The organism is Burkholderia sp. 22313, assembly GCF_052045245.1.
Lineage (GTDB): Bacteria > Pseudomonadota > Gammaproteobacteria > Burkholderiales > Burkholderiaceae > Burkholderia.
In genome coordinates this window covers 43296-66756 of the sequence record NZ_JBQEON010000009.1, presented here as the reverse complement: position 1 = coordinate 66756, position 23461 = coordinate 43296, and the positions used below count along the sequence as shown (strand labels likewise).

The window sequence follows — 23461 nt, the reverse complement described above, 5'->3', positions numbered from 1 at the left end:
CCGTCAGTCGACCCCTCTCGCCCGATCCTCCGCAAAGCGCTGGCGGAACGCGTCGAACGTATGGGTCTCGATCGCGTCGCGGATCTCGCTCATCAGCTGCAGGTAGTAGTGCAGGTTGTGGATCGTGTTGAGCTGCGCGCCGAGGATTTCGCCGACGCGGTGCAGGTGATGCAGGTAGCCGCGCGAGAAGTTCTGGCACGTGTAGCAGGTGCAGCTTGCATCGAGCGGCTTCAGCGAGTTCTTGTGCGTCGCGTTGCGGATCTTCACGTCGCCGAAACGCGTGAACAGCCAGCCGTTGCGCGCGTTGCGGGTCGGCATCACGCAGTCGAACATGTCGATGCCGTTCGAGACGCCCTCGACCAGGTCCTCCGGCGTGCCGACGCCCATCAGGTAGTGCGGCTTGTTGGCCGGCAGCTTCGGGCCGACGTGACGCAGCACGCGCATCATGTCTTCCTTCGGCTCGCCGACCGACAGCCCGCCGATCGCGAGGCCGTGGAAGCCGAGCTCCGACAGGCCCGCGAGCGACTCGTCGCGCAGGTCCTCGAACATCCCGCCCTGGACGATCCCGAACAGCGCATTCGGGTTGCCGAGCCGGTCGAACTCGTCGAGCGAGCGCTTCGCCCAGCGCAGCGACATGCGCATCGAGTCGGCCGCTTCCTTGTGCGTGGTCGGCACGCCGTTGGTCGCGTACGGCGTGCATTCGTCGAACTGCATCACGATGTCGGAGTTCAGCACCTTCTGGATCTGCATCGACACTTCCGGCGACAGGAACAGCTTGTCGCCGTTGATCGGCGACGCGAACGTGACGCCGTCCTCGGTGATCTTGCGCAGGTCGCCGAGCGAGAACACCTGGAAGCCACCCGAGTCGGTCAGGATCGGCTTGTTCCAGCCCATGAAGCCATGCAGGCCGCCGTGCGCGTCGATCGTGTCGAGGCCCGGGCGCAGCCACAGGTGGAACGTGTTGCCGAGGATGATCTGGGCCTTGATCTCGTGCAGCTCGCGCGGCTGGATCGCCTTCACCGTGCCGTACGTGCCGACCGGCATGAAGATCGGCGTTTCGACCACGCCGTGGTTGAGCTTCACGCGGCCGCGGCGCGCATGGCCGTCGGTCGTCAGCAGTTCGAACTCGAGCCCGTTCGCGGGGCGGTCCTGCACGGGAGCGTGCGTGTGAGCGTGCGTATCGTGGGATGAGCCTTCGGTCATCGCGTCATTCTCCTTGCAACCGGAAAACAGTCCGGCGCATGTTGGAAGCGCCGCCGGGAACCCGGCGACGGGGAAAAGCGGGCGCGCGCCATCGTTGCGCGCGCAGCGGAAATTCGGCGCACGACGGCGATGCGGTGCGCCGGCCGTCGTGCATGTCGGGCCTGCGACGCTTACGCGCGCGGCGCCTCCGGCGTGTCGCGCCGCGTGAGCAGCATCGCGTCGCCGTAGCTGAAGAAGCGGTAGCGTTCGTCGATCGCGTGCCGGTACGCGGCGCGGATCGTCTCGACGCCCGCGAATGCGGACACCAGCATCAGCAGCGTCGATTTCGGCAGGTGGAAGTTCGTGACGAGCCGGTCGACGACCCGGAAACGGTAGCCGGGCGTGATGAAGATGTCGGTCTCGGCCTGCGTTGCCGCGAGCGGGCGGCCCGCTGCGTCGGCGCTGCGGGCCGCGGCTTCGAGCGCGCGCATCGACGTCGTGCCGACGGCGATCACGTTGCCGCCGCGTGCGCGGGTCGCGGCGATCTTGTCGACGAGCGACTGCGGCAGGTCGTACCACTCGCTGTGCATCTTGTGCTCGGCGATGTTCTCGACCCGCACCGGCTGGAACGTGCCGGCGCCCACGTGGAGTGTCAGTGTCGCGCGCTCGATGCCCATCGCGTCGAGCTTATCGAGCAGCGGCTGGTCGAAATGGAGCCCGGCCGTCGGCGCCGCGACCGCGCCCGGATTGCTCGCGTACACGGTCTGGTAGCGCGTCTCGTCGTTCGCATCGGCGTCGTGCTCGATGTACGGCGGCAGCGGCAGGCGGCCGTGCTGCTCGATCAGCGTGAGGCACGGCTGCGGGAAGTGCAGCGTGAAGAACGGCTCGACGCGCTCGCCGACCGTCACGTCGAACGCGTCGGCCAGGCGCAGCGTCGTGCCGGCGCCCGGCGACTTGCTCGCGCGGATCTGCGCGAGCGCCGTGTGCGTGCCGGTCACGCGCTCGATCAGCACCTCGATCTTGCCGCCGCTGGCCTTCTGGCCGAAGAAGCGTGCCTTCAGCACTTTGGTATCGTTGAACACGAGCAGGTCGCCGGGCGCGATGCACGACGGCAGCTCGGCGAAACGGCGGTCGACGAGGCGCGCGGGCTCGACGGTGCGGTCGACCTCGAGCAGGCGGCTCGCGGTGCGGTCGGGCAGCGCGGTTTGCGCAATCAGCTCGGGCGGCAGATTGAAATCGAAATCGGAAAGCGTGAACATGCGGGCTGGTTCGAAACGGCCGGCGGGCGCCGCCGACAAGGCGGAAACGCGTAAATGGGGCGCGCGAGCCGCTATGATGGCGGGATGCGCGGCCTGGCCGGCGTCGTTCGTTCGGACGACGTGAAAGCCGCTATTGTACTTGCCTTGCGAAGCACCCAGACGATCCGATGCCAGTGTCACCACGCCGTTCCACCGCCGCCGTTGCCGATTCCGCCGATCCGCTCGACGCGGACGATGCCGCGCCACCCGTGCAAAACGCGGGGGAGCGCGCGGTGCCGCGCAGTGCGGCATCGCGTCGCGCGGGCCCGAAGCGCGGCGCCGACGGGCGGCTCGCGCAGCCGGCGGCCGCCGCGCCCGACGTCGAGCCGGCCGCGGGCGGCGACGAAGCGGGCGCATCCGGTACGAAGCGCAAGAAAAAGCCGGTTGCCGACAAACCCGTGAAGACCGCCGACAAGCTCGCGAAGCTCGGCCTCACGCGCTCGATCGATCTCGTGCTGCATCTGCCGATGCGCTATGAGGACGAAACCACGCTCACGCCGATCGGGGAACTGCTGCCCGGCGGCATCGCGCAGACCGAAGGCGTCGTGTTCGACAACGAGGTCGCGTATCGGCCGCGTCGCCAGCTCGTCGTGAAGATCCAGGACGACGACGGCGAGCACCTCGTCCTGCGCTTCCTGAATTTCTACGGCTCGCAGGTCAAGCAGATGGCCGTCGGCCAGCGGCTGCGCGTGCGCGGCGACGTGCGCGGCGGCTTCTTCGGGATGGAGATGGTGCATCCGGCGGTGCGCGTCGTCGAAGCCGATGCGCCGCTGCCGCAGGTGCTCACGCCCGTCTATCCGAGCACGGCCGGCGTGTCTCAGGCATACCTGCGCAAGGCGATCGAGAACGCGGTCGAGCGCACGCCGCTGCCCGAGCTGCTGCCGCCCGAGATCGAGCGCGACTACCTGAAGCCGCTCGGCGTGCCGACGCTCGCGCAGGCCGTGCGGATCCTGCACCACCCGGGCGTCGATTCCGACGAAGCCGCGCTGATGGACGGCTCGCATCCGGCGTGGACGCGCATCAAGTTCGAGGAATTGCTCGCGCAGCAGCTGTCGCTCAAGCGCGCGCACGAAGAGCGCCGCACGCGTGCGGCGCCCGCGATGCCGCGCCGCACCCCGGCCGATCCCGACGCGCTCACCACGCGCCTCTACGCGGCGCTGCCGTTCACGCTGACCGGCGCGCAGTCGCGCGTCGTCGACGAGATCGCGCACGACCTCACGCTCGCGCACCCGATGCAGCGCCTGCTGCAGGGCGACGTCGGCAGCGGCAAGACGGTCGTCGCGGCGCTGGCGGCCACGCAGGCGATCGATGCCGGCTACCAGGCCGCGCTGATGGCGCCGACCGAAATCCTCGCGGAACAGCACGCGCGCAAGCTGCGCGCGTGGCTCGAACCGCTCGGCGTGTCGGTCGCCTGGCTCGCGGGCAGCCTGAAGGCGAAGGAGAAGCGCGCGGCGGTCGAGGCCGCGGCGCTCGGCACCGCGCAGCTCGTGATCGGCACGCACGCGATCATCCAGGACACGGTCGAATTCGCGCGGCTCGGCCTCGTGATCGTCGATGAGCAGCACCGCTTCGGCGTCGAGCAGCGTCTCGCGCTGCGCGCGAAGGCGGCGAACGCGGCCAACGGCGCGCGCGATTTCCAGCCGCACCAGCTGATGATGTCGGCCACGCCGATTCCGCGCACGCTCGCGATGACGTATTACGCGGATCTCGAGGTGTCGACGATCGACGAATTGCCGCCGGGTCGCACGCCGGTGCTCACGCGCGTCGTCGGCGACGCGCGGCGCGAGGAGGTGATCGCCCGCGTGCGCGAGGCCGCGCTGACCGGCCGCCAGGTGTACTGGGTGTGCCCGCTGATCGAGGAGAGCGAGACGCTGCAGCTGCAGACGGCCGTCGAGACCTACGAGACGCTGGCCGCGGCGCTGCCCGAACTGAAGGTCGGGCTCGTGCACGGGCGCTTGTCGCCGGCCGACAAGGCGGCCGTGATGGAAGCCTTCACGCGCAACGACGTGCAACTGCTCGTCGCGACGACCGTGATCGAGGTCGGCGTCGACGTGCCGAATGCGTCGCTGATGGTGATCGAACACGCGGAGCGCTTCGGCCTCGCGCAGCTGCACCAGTTGCGCGGCCGCGTCGGGCGTGGCACCGCGGCGTCGGTGTGCGTGCTGCTGTACACCGGGCCGCTGTCGCTCACGGGCCGCGAGCGGCTGAAGACGATGCGCGAGACGACCGACGGCTTCGAGATCGCGCGGCGCGACCTCGAGATCCGCGGTCCCGGCGAATTCCTCGGCGCGCGCCAGTCGGGCGCGGCGATGCTGCGCTTCGCGAACCTCGAGACCGACGGCTGGCTGATCGATCCGGCCCGCGACGCGGCGGCGCGTCTGATCGCCGCGTATCCCGACGTCGTCACGCAGCACCTCGCGCGCTGGCTCGGCGCGCGGGAGCAGTATCTGAAGGCCTGATCCGCGCATTCGGGGCCGGATTTAAAATCGCCATTCGATACTCGTTCGCGTAGCGCGATGCAGAGAAACTTGGCGAACCGGTGCCAGTGGGTGTATAAATTAAACCTATCGCCTGTATATCTCTGATTGACCCACAATGACCCTGACTGAATTGAAATACATCGTCGCGGTCGCGCGCGAGCGGCACTTCGGTCGCGCGGCCGAAGCATGCTTCGTGAGCCAGCCGACGCTATCGGTGGCGATCAAGAAGCTGGAAGACGAGCTGAACGTGCAGATTTTCGAGCGCGGCGCGAGCGAAGTGAGCGTGACCCCGATCGGCGACCAGATCGTCACGCAGGCGCAGCGCGTGCTCGAGCAGACCTTCGCGATCAAGGAGATCGCGAAACAGGGCAAGGACCCGCTCGTCGGCCCGTTCCGTCTCGGCGTGATCTACACGATCGGGCCGTACCTGCTGCCCACGCTCGTCAAGCAGATGATCCAGCGGGTGCCGCAGATGCCGCTGATGCTGCAGGAGAACTACACGCTCAAGCTGCTCGAACTGCTGAAGCAGGGCGAGATCGACGCCGCGATCATGGCGCTGCCGTTCCCCGAAACGGGCCTGATGGTGCGGCCGCTGTACGACGAGCCGTTCGTCGTTGCGCTGCCGGCCGGCCATCCGTGGGAGAAGCGCGACGAGATCGACGCCGAGGACCTGAAGCAGGAAACCATGCTGCTGCTCGGCAACGGCCACTGCTTCCGCGATCACGTGCTCGGCGTGTGCCCGGAACTGATGCGCTTCTCGCAGACGGCCGACGGCATCCAGAAGACGTTCGAAGGCTCGTCGCTCGAAACGATTCGCCACATGGTCGCGAGCGGTGTCGGCATCACGGTGCTGCCGCGGATGTCGGTCGCCGAGGTCGGCCCGCGCGCGAACGGCCCCGACGCCGAGCTGCTGTCGTACGTGCCGTTCAACGAACCGGTGCCCGATCGGCGCGTCGTGCTGGTGTGGCGCAAGAGCTTCACGCGGATGCCCGCGATCGATGCGATCAGCGAGGCGATCGCCGCGTGCGAACTGCCGGGCGTCGCGAAGCTCGACATGCCGGCGACGATGAACTGAGCCGCGTGCGGCGCGCTTGAAGATGGCTGATGAACGGGGTCTTGCGACCCCGTTTATTTTTATCTATCACATAGATTAAATTAATCAAATTCAAATATTCGATAGATGAATCTAGAATCTTTCCCATGGGTCGGCGTCATGGCGACAAGCCCGGTCCGCACGGTAAATGCAAGCGTCAAAGGAGGATGTCATGATGCGGTCGGTACTGCAGCGTGCGCAGCGGAACATCCCGTCGCGCGACGTGGTCGTAAATCGTGCCAGGGCCGCGGCCCGCAGCCTGCGCCCGATTGCGTTCGCGTATCTGGCGGACCGCGTGTACGGCGGATGAGTGCCGCCGCATGCCGGCGTCGTGTACGTCCCGACCGCGTTCGTTCCGATTTACCCGCCGTTCAGCCTTGAGGGAGCCATGCATGGCCGAAGTGCGGAGGCCCGCATCGACGGCCGCGCCTGACACCCCGTAGCACGACAGGACCAACCGGTTCCGTTTCATCCCCCCGCAATGCTCCACGAACCGCGCCCGGCAAGTGGGGGCTTACGAGCAAGCAAAGGAGAAAAAGCATGTCGACCGAATCGAAATGTCCGTTCAACCATACGGCGGCCGGCGGCACGTCGAACCAGGACTGGTGGCCGAACCAGCTGAACCTCGACATCCTGCACCGGCACTCGGCGCTGTCGGATCCGATGGACCCGGATTTCGACTACGCGGAAGCATTCAAGAAGCTCGACCTCGCGGCGGTGAAGCGCGACCTGCAGGCGCTGATGACGACGTCGCAGGACTGGTGGCCGGCCGACTTCGGCCACTACGGCGGCCTGTTCATCCGGATGGCCTGGCATAGCGCCGGTACGTACCGGACCGCTGACGGCCGCGGCGGCGCGGGCGGCGGGCAACAGCGCTTCGCGCCGCTGAACAGCTGGCCGGACAACGCGAACCTCGACAAGGCGCGCCGGCTGCTGTGGCCGATCAAGCAGAAGTACGGCCGCAACATCTCGTGGGCCGACCTGCTGATCCTGATCGGCAACGTCGCGCTGGAATCGATGGGCTTCAAGACCTTCGGCTACGCGGGCGGCCGTGCGGACACATGGGAACCGGACGACGTCTACTGGGGTTCGGAAAAGATCTGGCTGGAACTGAGCGGCGGCCCGAACAGCCGTTACTCGGGCGACCGTGATCTCGAGAACCCGCTCGCCGCGGTGCAGATGGGCCTCATCTACGTGAACCCGGAAGGCCCGGACGGCAACCCCGACCCGGTCGCGGCGGCACGCGACATCCGCGAGACGTTCGCGCGGATGGCGATGAACGACGAAGAGACCGTCGCGCTGATCGCCGGCGGCCACACGTTCGGCAAGACGCACGGCGCGGGCCCCGCATCGAACGTGGGTGCGGAACCGGAAGCGGCGGGCATCGAGCAGCAGGGCCTCGGCTGGAAGAGCGCCTATGCATCGGGCACGGGCCGCGATGCGATCACGAGCGGCCTCGAAGTCACGTGGACGTCGACGCCGACGCAGTGGAGCAACGACTTCTTCACGCACCTGTTCAGCTACGAATGGGAACTGACGAAGAGCCCGGCCGGTGCGCACCAGTGGGTCGCGAAGGATGCCGACGCGGTGATTCCGGATGCGTTCGATGCGTCGAAGAAGCATCGCCCGACGATGCTGACGACCGACCTGTCGCTGCGCTTCGACCCGGCCTACGAGAAGATCTCGCGCCGCTTCTACGAGAATCCGGCCGAGTTCGCCGACGCGTTCGCACGCGCGTGGTTCAAGCTCACGCACCGCGACATGGGTCCGCGTGCCCGCTATCTCGGCCCGGAAGTGCCGGCCGAGCAATTGCTGTGGCAGGACCCGGTACCGGCCGTCGATCACAAGCTGATCGATGACGCGGACGTCGCGGCGCTGAAGGCGAAGGTGCTTGCGTCCGGCCTGTCGGTCGCGCAGCTGGTCTCGACCGCCTGGGCGTCGGCCTCGACGTTCCGCGGTTCGGACAAGCGCGGCGGCGCGAACGGTGCGCGCATCCGCCTCGCGCCGCAGAAGGACTGGGACGTGAACCAGCCGGCCGCGCTCGCCAAGGTGCTGGAGACGCTCGAGGGTGTGCGGAAGGCGTTCAACGACGCGCAAACGGGCGGCAAGAAGGTGTCGCTCGCCGACCTGATCGTGCTGGCCGGTGCGGCCGGCGTCGAACAGGCCGCGAAGCGCGCCGGTGTCGCGGTGACGGTGCCGTTCGCACCGGGCCGCACGGACGCGTCGCAGGCGCAGACCGACGTCGACGCGATGGCCGTGCTCGAACCGGTTGCGGACGGCTTCCGCAACTATCTGAAGCGCGCGTACAAGACGCCGGCCGAGGCGCTGCTGGTCGACAAGGCGCAACTGCTGACGCTGACGGCGCCCGAGATGACCGTACTGGTCGGCGGCCTGCGCGTGCTGGGCGCGAATGTCGGCGATTCGAAGCATGGCGTGTTCACCGACCGTCCTGGCACGCTGTCGAACGACTTCTTCGCCAACCTGCTCGACATGGGCACGGAGTGGAGGCCGGTGTCGGCCGCGAACGACGTGTTCGAAGGGCGCGACCGCGCGACGGGCCAGGTCAAGTGGACCGGCACGCGCGTCGACCTGATCTTCGGCTCGCATTCGCAGCTGCGTGCGCTGGCCGAGGTGTACGGCAGCGCGGACGCGAACGAGAAGTTCGTGCGCGATTTCGTCGCGGCCTGGAACAAAGTGATGAACCTCGACCGTTTCGACCTCGCGTGAGTGGCGTGAATGGCGTGACGCACTAGCGCAGTCACGTTGCAACGTGAAACGGCCGGTCGCACGACCGGCCGTTTTTTCTTCCGGTTCAAGGTTTTGTTGAAGGAGTGACGACCATGACGCAAATGATGCTGAACATGCGCGCCGCATTCACACCGGCCGAGCTGGCACGGCGCATCGCCGGTTTCGCGATCGTCATCGGCGGTGCGGCCGAGCTGGGTGCGCAGGCGCTGCACGCGCTCGCGCCCCTCGTGTCGAGCGCCGGCGGCTGAGCGCGGCGCTGCGCGAACGCATGCCGAGCGATGCGGCATGCGGATTGCTCGCCGCATTTTCGCCGGTTCAACATTTCGAATGAGGAGTCCCGAAGATGGCCAGGAAAGGCAACGCCACGCAGATCAACATCGGCATCAGCGACAAGGACCGCAAGAAGATCGCGGACGGCCTGTCGCGCCTGCTTGCCGATACGTTTTCGCTGTACCTGAAGACCCACAACTTCCACTGGAACGTCACGGGTCCGATGTTCAATACGCTGCACCTGATGTTCGAGGAGCAGTACAACGAACTGTGGCTCGCGGTCGACTCGGTCGCGGAGCGCATTCGCACGCTCGGCGTCGTCGCGCCGGGCACGTTCGCGGAGTTCGCGAAGCTGTCGTCGGTGCCGGAAGCGAACGGCGTGCCGGCGGCCGAAGCGATGATCCGCGAGCTCGTCGAAGGGCACGAGACGGTCGTGCGCACCGCGCGCGAAATCTTCCCGATCGCCGACGCGGCGAGCGACGAGCCGACCGCCGACCTGCTGACGCAGCGTCTGCAGACGCATGAAAAGACCGCGTGGATGCTGCGGTCGCTACTCGCGTAAATCAGGTGTGGCCGGGTCGTGCGCCGTCCGGCCGGTTTCCGCGGGCGATCGGCGAATGGTCGGAGGATAGTCAGCGGGTGTCCCGACGTCGACCCGGGGCCGGGCTGCCCGCATCGGCGGCGAATGCCGGGCAGGGCAGATTACGCACTGCACATGTATCTGTCCCTTGATTGATGCGGGCGGCCGTCCGGCCCCTCGCGGCAGGCTTGCGCGGCCGACGCGCGCCGTGGCACCCGGCCGCGGGCCGTTCCGACATGACGTGGACCGCCGCTCGGCTCTAAAATGCCGGGATTCTCTTCCCGGTGCTTCGCCATGCTTGCCCGCTTTCCCCTGTATCTGCGGCTCGTCCGGATGGACAAGCCGATCGGCAGCCTGCTGCTGCTGTGGCCGACGCTCAACGCACTGTGGATCGCGTCGGACGGCCATCCGCGCTGGCCGCTGCTCGTGATCTTCACGCTCGGCACGCTGCTGATGCGCTCGGCCGGCTGCGCGATGAACGACTACGCCGACCGCGATTTCGATCGCCACGTGAAGCGCACGGCCGACCGGCCGCTGACGTCGGGCAAGATTCGCGCATGGGAAGCGGTCGCGATCGCGGTGGGGCTGTCGTTCATCGCGTTCCTGCTGATCCTGCCGCTCAACACGCTGACGAAGGAACTGTCGGTCGTCGCGCTGTTCGTCGCCGGCTCGTATCCGTTCATGAAGCGTTTCTTCGCGATTCCGCAGGCGTATCTCGGCATCGCGTTCGGCTTCGGCATCCCGATGGCGTTCGCGGCCGTGCAGGACACGGTGCCGATGCTCGCGTGGGTGATGCTGATCGCGAACATCTTCTGGTCGGTCGCGTACGACACCGAATACGCGATGGTCGATCGCGACGACGACATCAAGATCGGCATTCGCACGTCCGCGCTGACGTTCGGCCGCTTCGACGTCGCGGCCGTGATGGCGTGCTATGCGGTGACGCTCGGCATCTACGTGTGGATCGGCGTGACGCTCGGTTTCGGCCTCGTGTACTGGGCCGGCTGGGCCGCGGCGCTCGGCTGCGCGCTGTATCACTACACGCTGATCAAGGGCCGCGAGCGGATGCCGTGCTTCGCGGCGTTCCGGCACAACAACTGGCTCGGCGGCGTGCTGTTCGCGGGGATCGCCGCGCACTACCTGCTGACGGGGCCGGCGGCCAACTGACGCAGCACGCGCACTTCGCCAGCGTGCGATGAACCATAAAAAAGCGGCCGGGGCCGCTTTTTGGTTGCCGCCGCCGGGCGAGCCCGGCGGAAGTCGCCGCACTTACGCGCGGCCGAGCTCGTCGCCCATTTCCTTCGCACGCGCCTCGGCTGCCAGCGCGCCGCGCACGATCGATTCCTTCACGTCCTGCGCGTCGAACGACGCGAGCGCGGCGGCCGTCGTGCCGCCCTTCGACGTCACGCGCTCGCGCAGCACGCTTGCCGGCTCGCCCGATTGCGCGGCGAGTTGCGCGGCGCCCGCGAACGTCGCGACCGCGAGCGCGCGGCCCTGTTCGTCGTTCATGCCGAGACGGCGCGCGGCTTCCTGCAGCGCCTCGATGAAATAGAACACGTAGGCCGGCCCGCTGCCCGAAATCGCCGTGACGGCGTCGAGCTGCGCTTCATCGTCGAACCACACGATCTCGCCGACCGCGCCGAGCACGTTCGATGCGAGCTCGCGACCGGCTGCATCGACGCCCGGCAGCGCGGCGAGGCCCGTCACGCCCATGCCGACCAGCGCGGGCGTGTTCGGCATCGTGCGCACGACGCGCGCGTAGTCGCCGAGCCAGCGGGCGAGGTCGGTGCCGCGAATGCCGGCCGCGATGCTGATCACGAGCTGCGACTTCAGATGCGGCGCGAGTGCCTGCGCGACGCTTTTGAGCACCTGCGGCTTCACCGCGAGCACGATCGCGTCGTAGTCCGCGAGCGTCGCGTCGACGGCCGCACCGGTGCGGATGCCGAATTGCTGTGCGGCGCGCGCGCGCACGTCTTCGTTGACGTCGATGGCATACAGGCCGTCAGCGGCGACGCCGCGTTTGGTCAGGCCGCCGATCAGGGCCGCGGCCATGTTGCCGCCGCCGATGAATGCGATTTTCATGATGTCGGATTGAGCAGGTGAGTGAACGGGAAGACGGAAAAGGGCGGCGCTCAGTGCGAATAGTCGCGTGCGCCGAAGATCGCGGTGCCGACGCGTACGATCGTCGCGCCTTCGAGCACCGCGGCTTCGAGATCGGCGGACATGCCCATCGATAACGTGTCGAGCGGCAGGCCCTCGGCGCGCAACGCGTCGAACAGCGCGCGCAGCGCGCGATGCGGCGCGCGTTGCGCGTCGGTATCGCCGGCCGGTTCGGGAATCGCCATCAGGCCGCGCAGACGCAGTGTCGGCAGCGCGGCGATCGCGCGCGCGACCTCGGCCACCTCGGCCGGCGCGACGCCGCTCTTCGACGCCTCGCCGCTGATGTTCACCTGCACGCACACGTTGAGCGGCGGCAGGTGCGCGGGGCGCTGTTCGGCGAGGCGCTGCGCGATCTTCAGCCGGTCGACCGAATGGACCCAGTCGAACCGCTCGGCGACCGGGCGCGTCTTGTTCGATTGCAGCGGGCCGATGAAATGCCATTCGAGGTCGGCGCGCAGATCCGCGAGCCCGTCGATCTTGTCGATCGATTCCTGCACGTAGTTTTCGCCGAACGCGCGTTGTCCGGCCGCGTGCGCTGCGCGCACGTCCTCGGCGGGAAACGTCTTCGACACGGCGAGCAACGAGACGGTGGCGGGATCGCGGCCGGCCGCGCGGGCGGCGTCGGCGATGCGGCGGTGAACGGAGTCGAGACGGGCGGCGAAATCGGACATGACGGGCACGAAAGCAGGCACGGGAAGCGAGTACGGCGACGAGTACGGTGACAAGCGCGGTAATAAGCGCGGTGACGAATGCAGCAGCGGATGCGGCACGATACGCGCCGCATCGATTCGCCCATTATACGGACGGGGCGCCGGCCGGGCCGCCCGTCCGTGCTAGCCGTACAGCAAATGCTCGACGAGCTGGATCCAGTGCGCGACCGGAATCTGCGTGCCGCTCTGCAGATGCGCGATGCAGCCGATGTTGCCGGACACGATCATCTGCGGCTCGAGCGCCTGCAGCTTCAGCAGCTTCTGCTTGCGCAGCCGGTACGACAGCGACGGCTGCGTCAGCGAATAGGTGCCGGCCGACCCGCAGCACAGGTGGCTGTCAGCCGGCAGGCGCACGTCGATGCCGAGTGTCTCGAGCAGGCGTTCGACCTTGCCGCGCGACTGCTGGCCGTGCTGCAGCGTGCAGGGCGGGTGGTACGCGACGGTATGGATCGCGCGGCGCCGCGCGAGCGTCGCGATCTCGGCCTCGAACGCGAGCAGCACGTCCGAGATGTCGCGCGTCAGGGAGACGATGCGCTGCGCCTTTTCCGCATAGGCCGGATCGTCGCGCAGCAGGTGCGCGTATTCGAGCACCGTCGCGCCGCAGCCCGATGCGTTCATCACGATCGCCTCGGCGCCTTGCTCGACATACGGCCACCACGCGTCGACGTTGCGGCGCGCGTCGGCGAGCGCTTCGTCGTGATAGTTCAGGTGCAGGCGGATCGCGCCGCAGCAGCCTGCGTCGGGCGCGACGACCGTCTCGATGCCGAGCGCGTCGAGCACGCGCGCGGTCGCGATGTTGATGTTCGGCAGCATCGACGGTTGCACGCAGCCGCCGAGCATCAGCATCTTGCGCGGGTGCGTGCGCTGCGGCCATTCGAGCAGCCGCGTGCGCGGCGGCACCTTGTCGCGCAGCCGCTTCGGCAACAGCGGCCGCACGTGCTGGCCGAGCCGCATGATCGGCGAGAACAGCGCCGCATTCGGCACGACGCTCGCAAGCAGGCGGCGCACGAGCCGCTGCTGCACGGGGCGCTCCACCTGGGCCTCGACGTGCTTGCGGCCGATTTCGACGAGCCGGCCGTACTGGACACCCGACGGGCAGGTCGTCTCGCAGCTGCGGCAGGTGAGGCAGCGGTCGAGGTGCTGCTGCGTGCTGCGCGTGACGGGCGCGCCTTCGACCATCTGCTTGATCAGGTAGATGCGTCCGCGCGGGCCGTCGAGCTCGTCGCCGAGCAACTGGTAGGTCGGGCAGGTCGCGGTGCAGAAGCCGCAATGCACGCACTTGCGCAGGATCGCGTCGGCCTCGTCGCCGTCGGGCGTGTTGCGGATGAAATCGGCGAGATTCGTTTGCATCCAGCCCTCAGAGATCAGGGTAAAGCCGGCCGCGGTTGAAAATGCGTGCGGGATCGAACGCGCTCTTCAGCCCGCGGTGAATCTTCATCAACGGCGCAGGCAGCGGCGTGAACACGCCCGCGCTGCGGTCGTAGGTATCGCCCGCGCGGAACAGCGTCGCATGGCCGCCGGCCTGTTTCGCGCTCATGCGCACCGTTTGCGCATCGGCGTCGGTGATCCACCAGCGCTGCGCGCCGCCCCATTCCATCAGCTGGGTGCCGGGCAGGTGCATCGGTTCGGTGATCGACGGCAGCGACAGGCGCCACAGCGCATAGCCGGGCGGGATGCCGTGGAAGAACGGGTCGGTGTGCTCGCGCAGGCCGGCCCAGAAGCGTTCGGCCTCGACCGCGTCGACCACTTCGCCGCCGAGCAGCGTCTTCGCCGATTTGACGGCCGCTTCGGCGCCCGACAGGCGCAGCACCAGCGTGCCGTTGCGCCAGCCGCTCGCGCTGACGGGCAGCGGATGGCCGCCCCATTCGTTGAGCTTGCGCACCGCGTCGGTCGCGGTCATCTCGAACTTCAGCGTGACTTCGGCGACCGGCACCGGCAGCACCTTGAGCGACAGGTCGAGCATCAGCCCGAGTGTGCCGAGCGAGCCGGCCATCAGCCGCGACACGTCGTAGCCGGCGACGTTCTTCACGACCTGGCCGCCGAAGCGCAACACTTCGCCGCGGCCGTTCATCAGCGTGACGCCGAGCACGAAATCGCGCGGGGCGCCGCAGGTCGCGCGGCGCGGGCCCGCGAGGCCGGCCGCGACGCAGCCGCCGACGGTGGCCGCGCGGCCGAAGTGGGGCGGCTCGAACGGCAGCATCTGGCCGCACTCGGCGAGCGCGGTTTCAAGCTGCGCGAGCGGCGTGCCCGCGCGGACCGTGACGACGAGTTCGGCCGGGTCGTACGACACGACGCCCTGAAACGCGCGCGTGTCGAGTATTTCGCCGTCCAGCATCTGGCCGTACCAGTCCTTGGTGCCGCCGCCGCGAATCCGCAGCGGCCGGCCGTCGGCACTGGCGGCGCGAACGCGTTCGGCCCATCCGGCGACGATGTCGTCCTCTTCCATGTTCTGTTGCTGCCTCATTGTTGTCCGGTCGATTGTACCGGGGTGGCGCGAATCCACATCGCGACTATCCCTAAGCCCGGTATCACGAAGGCATGCAGGCCCCGCCGCGCGCGCGGCCGGCGCGGGCAGGGCGGACCGTCGCGGCCCGTGCCCGGCACGGGTCGCGCGACCGCGCGGTGCTCAGAAGCGCGGCAGGTCGGGGTGCGGCAGCAAGCCCCCGCGCACGTGCTGGCGGCCGTACTCGGCACAGCGCGCGCGGGTCGGGATCCCCTTGTCGGGATTGAGCAGCCCGGCCGGATCGAACGCGCGCTTGACCGCGAAGAACGCATCGCGCTCCTGCGGCGAGAACTGTACGCACATCGAATTGAGCTTTTCGATGCCGACGCCGTGCTCGCCCGTCACGCTGCCGCCGAATTCCACGCAGCATTCGAGGATTTCGGCGCCGAACTGCTCGGCGCGGTGCAACTCGTCCGGATCGTTCGCGTTGTACAGGATCAGCGGATGCATGTTGCCGTCGCCGGCATGGAACACGTTGATGCAGCGCAGCCCGTAGCGCGTCTCGAGCTGCTCGATGCGGGCGAGCAGCGGGCCGATCGCGCGGCGCGGCACGGTGCCGTCCATGCAGTAATAGTCGGCGGAAATGCGCCCGGCGGCCGGGAACGCGTTCTTGCGGCCCGACCAGAAGCGCAGCCGCTCGCTTTCGTTGCGCGACACCTGGATGCGCGTCGCGCCATGCTCGCGCAGCACGGCCGTCATGCGGACGATCTCCTCCGCGACTTCTTCCGGCGTGCCGTCCGATTCGCACAGCAGGATCGCCTTCGCGTCGAGGTCGTAGCCCGCGTGCGTGAACGCCTCGACCGCCTGGGTGGCCGGCTTGTCCATCATCTCGAGCCCGGCCGGGATGATGCCCGACGCGATGATCGCGGCCACCGCCTCGCCGCCCTTCACGACATCGTCGAAGCTCGCCATCACGAGCTGCGCGGTCTGCGGTTTCGGGATCAGCTTCACCGTGACTTCGGTGACGATCGCGAACATCCCTTCGCTGCCGATCATGACCGCGAGCAGGTCGAGGCCCGGCATGTCGAGCCCGAGCGAGCCGAATTCGACGATCTCGCCGTCGATCGTGACCGCGCGCACGCGCATCACGTTGTGCACGGTCAGCCCGTACTTCAGGCAGTGGACGCCGCCGGAATTTTCCGCGACGTTGCCGCCGATCGTGCAGGCGATCTGCGACGAAGGGTCGGGCGCGTAGTACAGCCCGTAAGGCGCGGCGGCTTCCGAAATCGCGAGATTGCGCACGCCGGGCTGCACGGTGGCCGTGCGCGCGTACGGGTCGACTTCGACGATGCGCGTGAAGCGCGCGAGCGACAGCACCACGCCGTTCGTGATCGGCAGCGCGCCGCCGGACAGGCTCGTGCCCGCGCCGCGCGGCACGATCGGCACTTCCATGCGGCGACAGATCTGCACGATCCGCTGTACCTGCGATTCGGTTTCGGGCAGCGCGACCGCGAGCGGCAGCCGGCGGTACGCGGACAGGCCGTCGCATTCGTATGGCGCGGTGTCTTCGTCGCGGAACAGCAGGCAATGCGTCGGCAGCACGGCCATCAGCGCCTGCACGACTTCGCGCTGGCGTTGCGCACGGGTCGCGCTCGACAGTTCGACGGAAGCGTTCATTCAGTCTCCTGCGCGCGGCGTCAGCACGTGAAGATCTTGCCGGGATTCATCAGGTTGCGCGGATCGAGCGCGAGCTTGATTGCGCGCATCGCGTCGATCGCGTTGTCGCCGTGCTCCTTCGGCAGGAAGCGCATCTTGTGCAGCCCGACGCCATGTTCGCCGGTGCAGGTGCCGCCCAGGCGCAGCGCGCGCTCGACGATCCGGTCGTTGATGCGTTCGGCCTCGTCGAGTTCCTCGGGCTTGTCGGGATCGATCAGGATCGCGACGTGGAAATTGCCGTCGCCGACGTGGCCGACGATCGGGCAGGGCAGCGTCGACGCGCGCAGGTCGGCTTCGGTCTCCTCGACGCACGCGGCGAGCTGCGAGATCGGCACGCAGACGTCGGTTGTCACCGCGCGGCAGCCGGGCTTCAGCTGCAGCATCGCGAAGTACGCGTTGTGGCGCGCGGCCCAGAGCCGCGTGCGATCCTCGGGGCGGGTCGCCCATTCGAAGCCCTGGCCGTTGTTCTGGCCCGCGAGCGCCTGCACGAGCTCGGCCTGTTCCTTCACGCCGGCGTCGGTGCCGTGGAATTCGAAGAACAGCGTCGGTGCTTCGGCGAGCGTCAGGTTCGAGTGGCGGTTGATCGAGCGCACCGCGAGCGCATCGACGAATTCGACGCGCGCGATCGGCACGCCGATCTGGATCGTCTCGATCACGGTGCGCACCGCGTCGCCCATCGACGGGAACGTGCAGATCGCGGCCGACACGGCTTCGGGCAGCGGGTGCAGGCGCAGCGTGATCTCGGTGATCACGCCGAGCGTGCCTTCGGAGCCGACGAACAGGCGCGTGAGGTCATAGCCGGCCGACGACTTGCGCGCGCGCGAGCCCGTCTTCACGACGCGGCCGTCGGCGAGCACGGCGGTCAGGCCGAGCACGTTCTCGCGCATCGTTCCGTAGCGCACGGCGTTGGTGCCCGACGCGCGGGTCGCGGTCATGCCGCCGATGCTGGCGTCGGCGCCCGGGTCGATCGGGAAGAACAGGCCGGTGTCGCGCAGCGCTTCGTTGAGCGCCTTGCGCGTGATGCCCGGTTCGACCGTCACGGTCAGGTCTTCCGCGTTGATCGACAGCACGCGGTTCATTTCCGACAGGTCGAGCGAGACGCCGCCGCGCACCGCGAGCAGATGGCCTTCGAGCGACGAGCCCGCGCCGTACGGGATCAGCGGCACGCTGTAGAGCGCGCACAGCGACACGACCTGGCGGATTTCGTCGGTGTCGTGCGCGAACACGACGGCGTCGGGCAGTTGCGGATCGAACGGCGATTCGTCGCGGCCGTGATGGGCGCGGACGGCGTCGGCGGTCGACACGCGCTCGCCGAAGGCGGCGCGCAGCGCATCGAGCATCGCGGGCGGGAGGGGGCGGCGCGTGGCGGCCGGCGTGTCGGGGTGATTCACGAATGTCTCCTGGCGGCTGCTTGTCGAACTTTCGGCCCATTCTACGCTGCAACGTCCGCTGCGGCCCCCGCCGCGGGCTGCGATAATCGCATTCCAATGCAACCGGGCCGCGTCGCGGCCGCGCACGAGAGGACATTCGCATGGGCAACCGCTTGAGCAAGATCGCCACGCGCACGGGCGACGACGGCACCACCGGCCTCGGCGACGGGCGGCGCATCGGCAAGGACGACGCGCGGATCGCCGCGATCGGCGACGTCGACGAACTGAACTCGACCCTCGGCGTGCTGCTCGCCGAGCCGTTGCCGGACGACGTGCGCACGGCGCTCGTCACGATCCAGCACGACCTGTTCGATCTCGGCGGCGAGCTGTGCATTCCCGGTCATACGGTGCTCGACGACACGCATCTCGCGCGCCTCGACCAGTGGCTTGCCGACTACAACGCGACGCTGCCGCCGCTGAAGGAATTCATCCTGCCGGCCGGCTCGCGCGCGGCATCGCTCGCGCACGTGTGCCGGACGGTGTGCCGCCGCGCCGAGCGCTCGATCGTCGCGCTCGGGCGTACCGACACGCTCAATGATGCGCCGCGGCGTTACGTGAACCGTCTGTCCGACCTGCTGTTCGTGCTGGCGCGCGTGCTGAACCGCGCCGATGGCGGCTCGGACGTGCTGTGGGAGCGTGGGCGCGTCCGCTGACGGCGGCGTCGTTTTTCCGCACTGCGACAATTTGCCCGAGGGGCGCCGATTTTTAAACATGTATTGTGTGTGCATGTTTAACGGAGAACGAACATGACCCACATCACCGCTGACCAGATGGCCCGTGTGAAGGCCACCGCCCCCGTCCTTGCCGAGCACGGCGCGACGATCACGAAGCATTTCTACCAGCGCATGTTCGCGCGTCATCCGGAACTGAAGAACCTGTTCAACCAGACGCACCAGAAGACCGGCAGCCAGCCCGAAACGCTCGCGAAGGCCGTCTACGCGTATGCGGCGAACATCGACAACCTCGGCGCGCTGGGCGGCGCGGTGTCGCGCATCTCGCACAAGCACGCGAGTCTCAATATCCGTCCGGAGCATTACCCGATCGTCGGCGAGAACCTGCTCGCGTCGATCGTCGAGGTGCTCGGCGACGCGGTCGATGCGGAAACGCTCGAAGCCTGGCGCGTCGCTTACGGCCAGCTCGCGCAGATCATGATCGGCGCCGAAGCCGACCTGTACGCGAACGCCGCATGGAGCGGTTTCCGCCCGTTCAAGGTCGCACGCAAGGTGCGTGAAAGCGACGAGATCACGTCGTTCTACCTGACGCCCGCCGACGGCGGCGAGGCGCCGAAGTTCGAGCCGGGCCAGTACCTTTCGGTGAAGCGCTTCGTCGGCGACCTGGGCGTCGACCAGCCGCGCCAGTACAGCCTGTCCGACGCGCCGCACGGCAAGTGGCTGCGCATCTCGGTGAAGCGCGAAGCCGGCAAGCCGGAAGCGATTCCGGCCGGCAAGGTGTCGACGCTGATGCACGATGGCGTGGAAGAGGGCGCGATCGTCGAGGTGACCGCGCCGATGGGCGACTTCTCGCTGAAGCGCGATGCCGATACGCCGGTCGTGCTGATCTCGGGCGGGGTCGGCATCACGCCGATGATGTCGATGGCGTCGACGCTGATCGCCGAAGGCAGCCAGCGCGAAGTGCGGTTCGTCCACGCATGCCGTTCGGGCGCGGTGCACGCGTTCCGCGACTGGCTGAACGATGCGGCACGCGAGCACGCGAACGTGAAGCGCACGGTGCTGTACGAGCTGGTCGGCCCGAACGACCGTGCCGGTGTCGACCACGACCTCGAAGGCCGCCTCACGCAGGAACGTGTGAAGCAGTACGCGCTGGTGCCGGATGCCGACTACTACATCTGCGGCCCGATCGCGTTCATGAAGGCGCAGCGCGATGCGCTGATCGCCCTCGGCGTCGCGCCGGAGCGCGTGAATACCGAGATCTTTGGCTCGGGCGCGCTCGAGTGACGAGCTGACGGACCGGTTTCGGCCACGGAAATGCAAAAGCCCGGCGCGAGCCGGGCTTTGCTTTTGTTGCGGCGGCGCGTCATGCGCGCAGCATCCGCGTGGCGTGATAGCGCCAGACTTTAGGGTCCGCGCTGACGAGCGGCATGGCCTTCATGGAGTGCCTGCGCGACCATCACGCGATCGAACGGATCGCCATCATCCGGAAAATCGGGTAACGCGACGACGCCTTCGACGTGATCGCGGCTGATCCCAGCTCAAGCGCTTCAACGAGGCTCGAGAGTCGCGACTTGGCGTCATGCCTGTTGACGGTCGGCATGGTCTCGCCCCTGGTTAGCTAGATGATGTTAGCCAGTCTAGCAGGGCGAAACGACAACCGCAGGCTGGCCGCATGGGCAATCCGCCGCCGGGCGGCTCCACGCGGTCAGCCCGTTTGCGTCCGTCAGTTCCCGCTGCCGCGCGCGACGCGGCGCGCCTTCACCGATTCCGCGAGGCCTTCGAGCACCTTCACGCTGTCGTCCCACGCGATGCACGCGTCGGTGATGCTCTGGCCGTAGGTCAGCGGGCAGCCTTCCTTCAGGTCCTGGCGCCCCTCGACGAGATGCGACTCGATCATCACGCCGACGATGCGCTCGTCGCCGGCCGCGACCTGGCGGCCGATGTCCGCGCACACGGGAATCTGGTTCTCGTGCTTCTTCGAGCTGTTCGCGTGGCTCGCGTCGATCATCAGGCGCGCGGCGAGGCCGGCCTTGCCGATGTCGGCGCACGCGGCGTTCACGCTGTCCGCGTCGTAGTTCGGCGCCTTGCCGCCGCGCAGGATCACGTGGCAGTCCTCGTTGCCGGCCGTCGACACAATTGCCGAGTGGCCGCCCTTGGTCACCGACAGGAAATGGTGCGGCTGCGACGCGGCCTTGATCGCGTCGACCGCGATCTTCACGTTGCCGTCGGTGCCGTTCTTGAAGCCGACCGGGCACGACAGCCCCGACGCCAGCTCGCGGTGCACCTGCGACTCGGTCGTGCGCGCGCCGATCGCGCCCCACGAGATCAGGTCGGCGATGTACTGCGGGCTGATCATGTCGAGGTATTCGGTCGCGGCCGGCAGCCCCATTTCGTTGATCTGCAGCAGCAGCTCGCGCGCGGTGCGCAGCCCTTCGTTGATCTTGAAGCTGTTGTCCAGGTGCGGATCGTTGATGAGCCCCTTCCAGCCGACCGTCGTGCGCGGCTTCTCGAAGTACACGCGCATCACGATTTCCAGTTCGCCCTTGAAGCGCTCGCGCTCTTTCACGAGCCGCCCCGCGTATTCGATCGCCGCCTTCGTATCGTGGATCGAGCACGGCCCGATCACGACGATCAGCCGGTCGTCCATCCCGTGCAGGATGCGGTGCATCGACTGGCGCGAGTTGTAGATCAGCTCGGACGCGGCTTCGGAGCACGCGAATTCGCGGATCAGGTGGGCGGGCGGCGTCAGTTCCTTGAGTTCGCGAATGCGGACGTCGTCGGTATTGTGCGGGGGCATGCGGTTTCTCCTAATTTTGGGGGCGCCGTTCGGTCAATGCGCGTGCGGCAGATTCATCGATTCAGGCAATTCAGTGGTGGCGGTCGGGGCTGCGGAATCCGCTGCGGCGGCGACCGGGTGGCGAAGGGCGAAAAAAAACCGCCGGGTTCGCCGGCGGTTTTTTCGGGAATTTCGGTTGCGCTTTACGCGCTATCAACCCTCTCGATCCGCCAGCGGTCTGAGATGCCAAAAAAAGTAAAAATAAAACTTGGCGGACATGACGGAGATTCGGTTCGTCAAAAAAGTTGATTCGGAATTTATACCCCGTCGCCGGGCGGCTGGCAACTGGGGGTGTTCAAAAATGCGGACAATCCGCGCGTTTTATTCGAAATGCGCGGATTGTCTGCGCGGCGATGCGGTTATGCCGTACCGCCGACCGTCATCTTGTCGATTCGCAGGGTCGGCTGGCCGACGCCGACCGGCACGCTCTGGCCTTCCTTGCCGCACACGCCGACGCCCGAGTCGAGCGACATGTCGTTGCCGATCATGCTCACGTACTTCAGCGATTCCGGGCCGCTGCCGATCAGCGTCGCGCCCTTCACCGGGTAGGTGATCTTGCCGTTCTCGATCATGTACGCCTCGGACGCCGAGAACACGAACTTGCCGTTCGTGATGTCGACCTGGCCACCGCCGAAGTTCACCGCGTACAGGCCGTTCTTCACCGACGCGATGATTTCCTGCGGATCCTTGTCGCCGTTCAGCATGTACGTGTTGGTCATGCGCGGCATCGGCAGCGCCGCGTACGACTCGCGCCGCGCGTTGCCGGTCACGGGCATCTTCATCAGGCGTGCGTTCAGCGTGTCCTGGATGTAGCCCTTCAGGATGCCGTCCTCGATCAGCGTCGTGCACTGCGTCGGATTGCCTTCGTCGTCGATGTTCAGCGAACCGCGGCGATTCGGCAGCGTGCCGTCGTCGACCACCGTCACGCCCTTTGCGGCGACCTGCTCGCCGATCCGGCCGGCGAATGCCGACGAACCCTTGCGGTTGAAGTCGCCCTCGAGGCCGTGGCCGATCGCTTCGTGCAGCAGCACGCCCGGCCAGCCCGGCCCGAGCACGACCGTCATCGCGCCGGCCGGTGCCGGGCGCGCGTCGAGGTTCACGAGCGCCGCGTGCACGGCGTCGTCGACGTAGCGCGACAGGATTTCATCGGTGAAGTAGCCGTAGTCGAAGCGGCCGCCGCCGCCGCCGGAGCCGATCTCGCGGCGGCCGTTCTGTTCGGCGATCACCGTGACCGACACGCGCACGAGCGGGCGGATGTCGGCCGCGAGCGCACCGTCGCTGCGCGCGACCAGCACGACGTCGTATTCGCCGGCGAGCCCCGCCATCACTTGCGTGACGCGCGGATCGCGGCCGCGCGCCATCTGCTCGATGCGCTCGAGCAGCTTGACCTTGGCCGTGGCGTCGAGCGACGCAAGGGGATCGGACGGCAGGTACAGGTCGCGGCCCGAGATGCCTTTCAACGACGAGGCCGCCTTGATCTTCTGGCGGCCGCCGCCGGCCGCCGCGATCGCCTTGGTGGCCGCGGCCGCCTGCGCGATCGCTTCCGGCGACAGGTCGTCCGAGTACGCGAACGCGGTGCGGTCGCCCGCGACCGCGCGCACGCCCACACCCTGGTCGATGCTGAAGCTGCCCGACTTCACGATGCCTTCCTCGAGGCTCCACGCTTCGCTGCGGGTCGCCTGGAAGTACAGGTCCGCGTAGTCGACGCGATGCGTGAAGATGTCGGCGATCGTGCGCGTGAGCAGGCTCTCGTCGAGGCCGTACGGCGTGAGGAGGATGTCCTTCGCCAGCGCAAGATTGCGGATGCCGGGTTCGATGATGTTCATGCGGGTATCGAGGGTTCT

Annotated in this window: 19 protein-coding genes and 3 pseudogenes; 9 read left to right on the top strand and 13 right to left on the bottom strand. The window is 67.8% G+C overall.

Annotation, left to right across the window (positions count from 1 at the left end; all coding sequences use genetic code 11):
* Positions 1 to 3: 3 nt before the first annotated feature.
* Together tgt and queA are read right to left on the bottom strand one after the other, a co-directional pair.
* Positions 4 to 1203: a tRNA guanosine(34) transglycosylase Tgt gene (gene tgt / locus ACTJKF_RS09865; protein WP_440623362.1), complete on the bottom strand. Its 1200-nt coding sequence runs from the start codon at positions 1201 to 1203 to the stop codon at positions 4 to 6.
* Positions 1204 to 1373: 170 nt separating this feature from the next.
* Positions 1374 to 2441, bottom strand: coding sequence for a tRNA preQ1(34) S-adenosylmethionine ribosyltransferase-isomerase QueA (gene queA / locus ACTJKF_RS09860; RefSeq protein ID WP_440623361.1), 1068 nt, complete (start codon positions 2439 to 2441; stop codon positions 1374 to 1376).
* Positions 2442 to 2608: 167 nt separating this feature from the next.
* Here queA and recG point away from each other — a divergent pair, with 167 nt between their 5' ends.
* From recG to ubiA, 7 genes are all read left to right on the top strand, one after another.
* Positions 2609 to 4939, top strand: a complete 2331-nt coding sequence (recG, locus tag ACTJKF_RS09855; RefSeq protein ID WP_440623360.1) for an ATP-dependent DNA helicase RecG — start codon at positions 2609 to 2611, stop codon at positions 4937 to 4939.
* A gap of 136 nt (positions 4940 to 5075) precedes the next feature.
* Positions 5076 to 6035, top strand: a complete 960-nt coding sequence (locus ACTJKF_RS09850; protein ID WP_009689274.1) for a hydrogen peroxide-inducible genes activator — start codon at positions 5076 to 5078, stop codon at positions 6033 to 6035.
* Between the two features lie 190 nt (positions 6036 to 6225).
* Positions 6226 to 6363 carry a hypothetical protein gene (locus tag ACTJKF_RS09845; RefSeq protein WP_440623359.1) on the top strand — a complete coding sequence of 46 codons (138 nt, stop codon included), beginning with the start codon at positions 6226 to 6228 and terminating at the stop codon, positions 6361 to 6363.
* Positions 6364 to 6593: 230 nt separating this feature from the next.
* On the top strand, positions 6594 to 8780 hold the full coding sequence (gene katG, locus ACTJKF_RS09840; RefSeq protein ID WP_440623358.1) for a catalase/peroxidase HPI: 2187 nt from the start codon (positions 6594 to 6596) through the stop codon (positions 8778 to 8780).
* A gap of 113 nt (positions 8781 to 8893) precedes the next feature.
* The gene (locus ACTJKF_RS09835; RefSeq protein WP_440623357.1) at positions 8894 to 9049 is read left to right on the top strand and encodes a hypothetical protein; all 156 of its coding nucleotides are present in this window, start codon (positions 8894 to 8896) and stop codon (positions 9047 to 9049) included.
* Positions 9050 to 9144: 95 nt separating this feature from the next.
* Positions 9145 to 9633: a non-specific DNA-binding protein DpsA gene (gene dpsA / locus ACTJKF_RS09830; protein WP_440623356.1), complete on the top strand. Its 489-nt coding sequence runs from the start codon at positions 9145 to 9147 to the stop codon at positions 9631 to 9633.
* 312 nt (positions 9634 to 9945) lie between these two features.
* Entirely contained in the window at positions 9946 to 10818 is an 873-nt protein-coding gene (ubiA, locus tag ACTJKF_RS09825; protein WP_440623355.1) for a 4-hydroxybenzoate octaprenyltransferase, read from the top strand.
* Between the two features lie 102 nt (positions 10819 to 10920).
* Here the strand turns inward: ubiA and proC are convergent, their stop codons facing one another.
* The 6 genes from proC to ACTJKF_RS09795 form a co-directional block, all read right to left on the bottom strand.
* On the bottom strand, positions 10921 to 11733 hold the full coding sequence (proC, locus tag ACTJKF_RS09820; protein WP_440623354.1) for a pyrroline-5-carboxylate reductase: 813 nt from the start codon (positions 11731 to 11733) through the stop codon (positions 10921 to 10923).
* Between the two features lie 50 nt (positions 11734 to 11783).
* Positions 11784 to 12482, bottom strand: a complete 699-nt coding sequence (locus tag ACTJKF_RS09815) for a YggS family pyridoxal phosphate-dependent enzyme (RefSeq protein WP_440623353.1) — start codon at positions 12480 to 12482, stop codon at positions 11784 to 11786.
* A gap of 162 nt (positions 12483 to 12644) precedes the next feature.
* The gene (glcF, locus tag ACTJKF_RS09810) at positions 12645 to 13871 is read right to left on the bottom strand and encodes a glycolate oxidase subunit GlcF (protein WP_440623352.1); all 1227 of its coding nucleotides are present in this window, start codon (positions 13869 to 13871) and stop codon (positions 12645 to 12647) included.
* Positions 13872 to 13878: 7 nt separating this feature from the next.
* Complete coding sequence (gene glcE / locus ACTJKF_RS09805; protein WP_440623458.1) at positions 13879 to 14967, bottom strand: glycolate oxidase subunit GlcE; 1089 nt, start codon at positions 14965 to 14967, stop codon at positions 13879 to 13881.
* Positions 14968 to 15147: 180 nt separating this feature from the next.
* A complete protein-coding gene (locus ACTJKF_RS09800; protein ID WP_440623351.1) occupies positions 15148 to 16641 on the bottom strand; it encodes an FAD-linked oxidase C-terminal domain-containing protein in 1494 nt (497 codons plus the stop codon).
* Between the two features lie 20 nt (positions 16642 to 16661).
* A complete protein-coding gene (locus tag ACTJKF_RS09795; protein WP_440623350.1) occupies positions 16662 to 18071 on the bottom strand; it encodes an FAD-binding oxidoreductase in 1410 nt (469 codons plus the stop codon).
* 140 nt (positions 18072 to 18211) lie between these two features.
* On the opposite strand from ACTJKF_RS09795, the gene ACTJKF_RS09790 reads away from it, so the two are divergent.
* Positions 18212 to 18763 (top strand): cob(I)yrinic acid a,c-diamide adenosyltransferase, encoded by a 552-nt coding sequence (locus ACTJKF_RS09790; RefSeq protein ID WP_440623349.1) that lies wholly within the window; start codon positions 18212 to 18214, stop codon positions 18761 to 18763.
* 93 nt (positions 18764 to 18856) lie between these two features.
* On the top strand, positions 18857 to 20065 hold the full coding sequence (gene hmpA / locus ACTJKF_RS09785) for an NO-inducible flavohemoprotein (protein ID WP_440623348.1): 1209 nt from the start codon (positions 18857 to 18859) through the stop codon (positions 20063 to 20065).
* A 79-nt stretch (positions 20066 to 20144) separates the two neighbouring features.
* Here hmpA and ACTJKF_RS09780 read toward each other — a convergent pair.
* The 5 genes and pseudogenes from ACTJKF_RS09780 to tldD form a co-directional block, all read right to left on the bottom strand.
* Positions 20145 to 20313, bottom strand: a pseudogene (locus tag ACTJKF_RS09780) (type II toxin-antitoxin system VapC family toxin); the annotation flags it as partial.
* Positions 20309 to 20381: pseudogene (locus ACTJKF_RS09775) on the bottom strand (type II toxin-antitoxin system Phd/YefM family antitoxin); the annotation flags it as partial. The pseudogenes ACTJKF_RS09775 and ACTJKF_RS09780, both read right to left, overlap by 5 nt.
* A 123-nt stretch (positions 20382 to 20504) precedes the next feature.
* A complete protein-coding gene (aroG, locus tag ACTJKF_RS09770; protein WP_059535397.1) occupies positions 20505 to 21578 on the bottom strand; it encodes a 3-deoxy-7-phosphoheptulonate synthase AroG in 1074 nt (357 codons plus the stop codon).
* Between the two features lie 192 nt (positions 21579 to 21770).
* Positions 21771 to 21972: pseudogene (locus tag ACTJKF_RS09765) on the bottom strand (hypothetical protein).
* A gap of 4 nt (positions 21973 to 21976) precedes the next feature.
* Positions 21977 to 23443 (bottom strand): metalloprotease TldD, encoded by a 1467-nt coding sequence (gene tldD, locus ACTJKF_RS09760; protein ID WP_440623347.1) that lies wholly within the window; start codon positions 23441 to 23443, stop codon positions 21977 to 21979.
* Between the last annotated feature and the right edge of the window lie 18 nt (positions 23444 to 23461).

Excerpts from the sequence above, each read along its gene's own strand:
- aroG (WP_059535397.1), bottom strand. The coding sequence starts at position 21,578 with ATGCCCCCGCACAATACCGACGACGTCCGCATTCGCGAACTCAAGGAA.
- tldD (WP_440623347.1), bottom strand. The coding sequence starts at position 23,443 with ATGAACATCATCGAACCCGGCATCCGCAATCTTGCGCTGGCGAAGGAC.
- queA (WP_440623361.1), bottom strand. The coding sequence starts at position 2,441 with ATGTTCACGCTTTCCGATTTCGATTTCAATCTGCCGCCCGAGCTGATT.
- ACTJKF_RS09850 (WP_009689274.1), top strand. The coding sequence starts at position 5,076 with ATGACCCTGACTGAATTGAAATACATCGTCGCGGTCGCGCGCGAGCGG.
- ubiA (WP_440623355.1), top strand. The coding sequence starts at position 9,946 with ATGCTTGCCCGCTTTCCCCTGTATCTGCGGCTCGTCCGGATGGACAAG.
- ACTJKF_RS09815 (WP_440623353.1), bottom strand. The coding sequence starts at position 12,482 with ATGTCCGATTTCGCCGCCCGTCTCGACTCCGTTCACCGCCGCATCGCC.
- tgt (WP_440623362.1), bottom strand. The coding sequence starts at position 1,203 with ATGACCGAAGGCTCATCCCACGATACGCACGCTCACACGCACGCTCCC.
- ACTJKF_RS09800 (WP_440623351.1), bottom strand. The coding sequence starts at position 16,641 with ATGAACGCTTCCGTCGAACTGTCGAGCGCGACCCGTGCGCAACGCCAG.
- glcF (WP_440623352.1), bottom strand. The coding sequence starts at position 13,871 with ATGCAAACGAATCTCGCCGATTTCATCCGCAACACGCCCGACGGCGAC.
- glcE (WP_440623458.1), bottom strand. The coding sequence starts at position 14,967 with ATGGAAGAGGACGACATCGTCGCCGGATGGGCCGAACGCGTTCGCGCC.
- katG (WP_440623358.1), top strand. The coding sequence starts at position 6,594 with ATGTCGACCGAATCGAAATGTCCGTTCAACCATACGGCGGCCGGCGGC.
- dpsA (WP_440623356.1), top strand. The coding sequence starts at position 9,145 with ATGGCCAGGAAAGGCAACGCCACGCAGATCAACATCGGCATCAGCGAC.
- ACTJKF_RS09845 (WP_440623359.1), top strand. The coding sequence starts at position 6,226 with ATGATGCGGTCGGTACTGCAGCGTGCGCAGCGGAACATCCCGTCGCGC.
- ACTJKF_RS09835 (WP_440623357.1), top strand. The coding sequence starts at position 8,894 with ATGACGCAAATGATGCTGAACATGCGCGCCGCATTCACACCGGCCGAG.
- recG (WP_440623360.1), top strand. The coding sequence starts at position 2,609 with ATGCCAGTGTCACCACGCCGTTCCACCGCCGCCGTTGCCGATTCCGCC.
- proC (WP_440623354.1), bottom strand. The coding sequence starts at position 11,733 with ATGAAAATCGCATTCATCGGCGGCGGCAACATGGCCGCGGCCCTGATC.
- ACTJKF_RS09790 (WP_440623349.1), top strand. The coding sequence starts at position 18,212 with ATGGGCAACCGCTTGAGCAAGATCGCCACGCGCACGGGCGACGACGGC.
- hmpA (WP_440623348.1), top strand. The coding sequence starts at position 18,857 with ATGACCCACATCACCGCTGACCAGATGGCCCGTGTGAAGGCCACCGCC.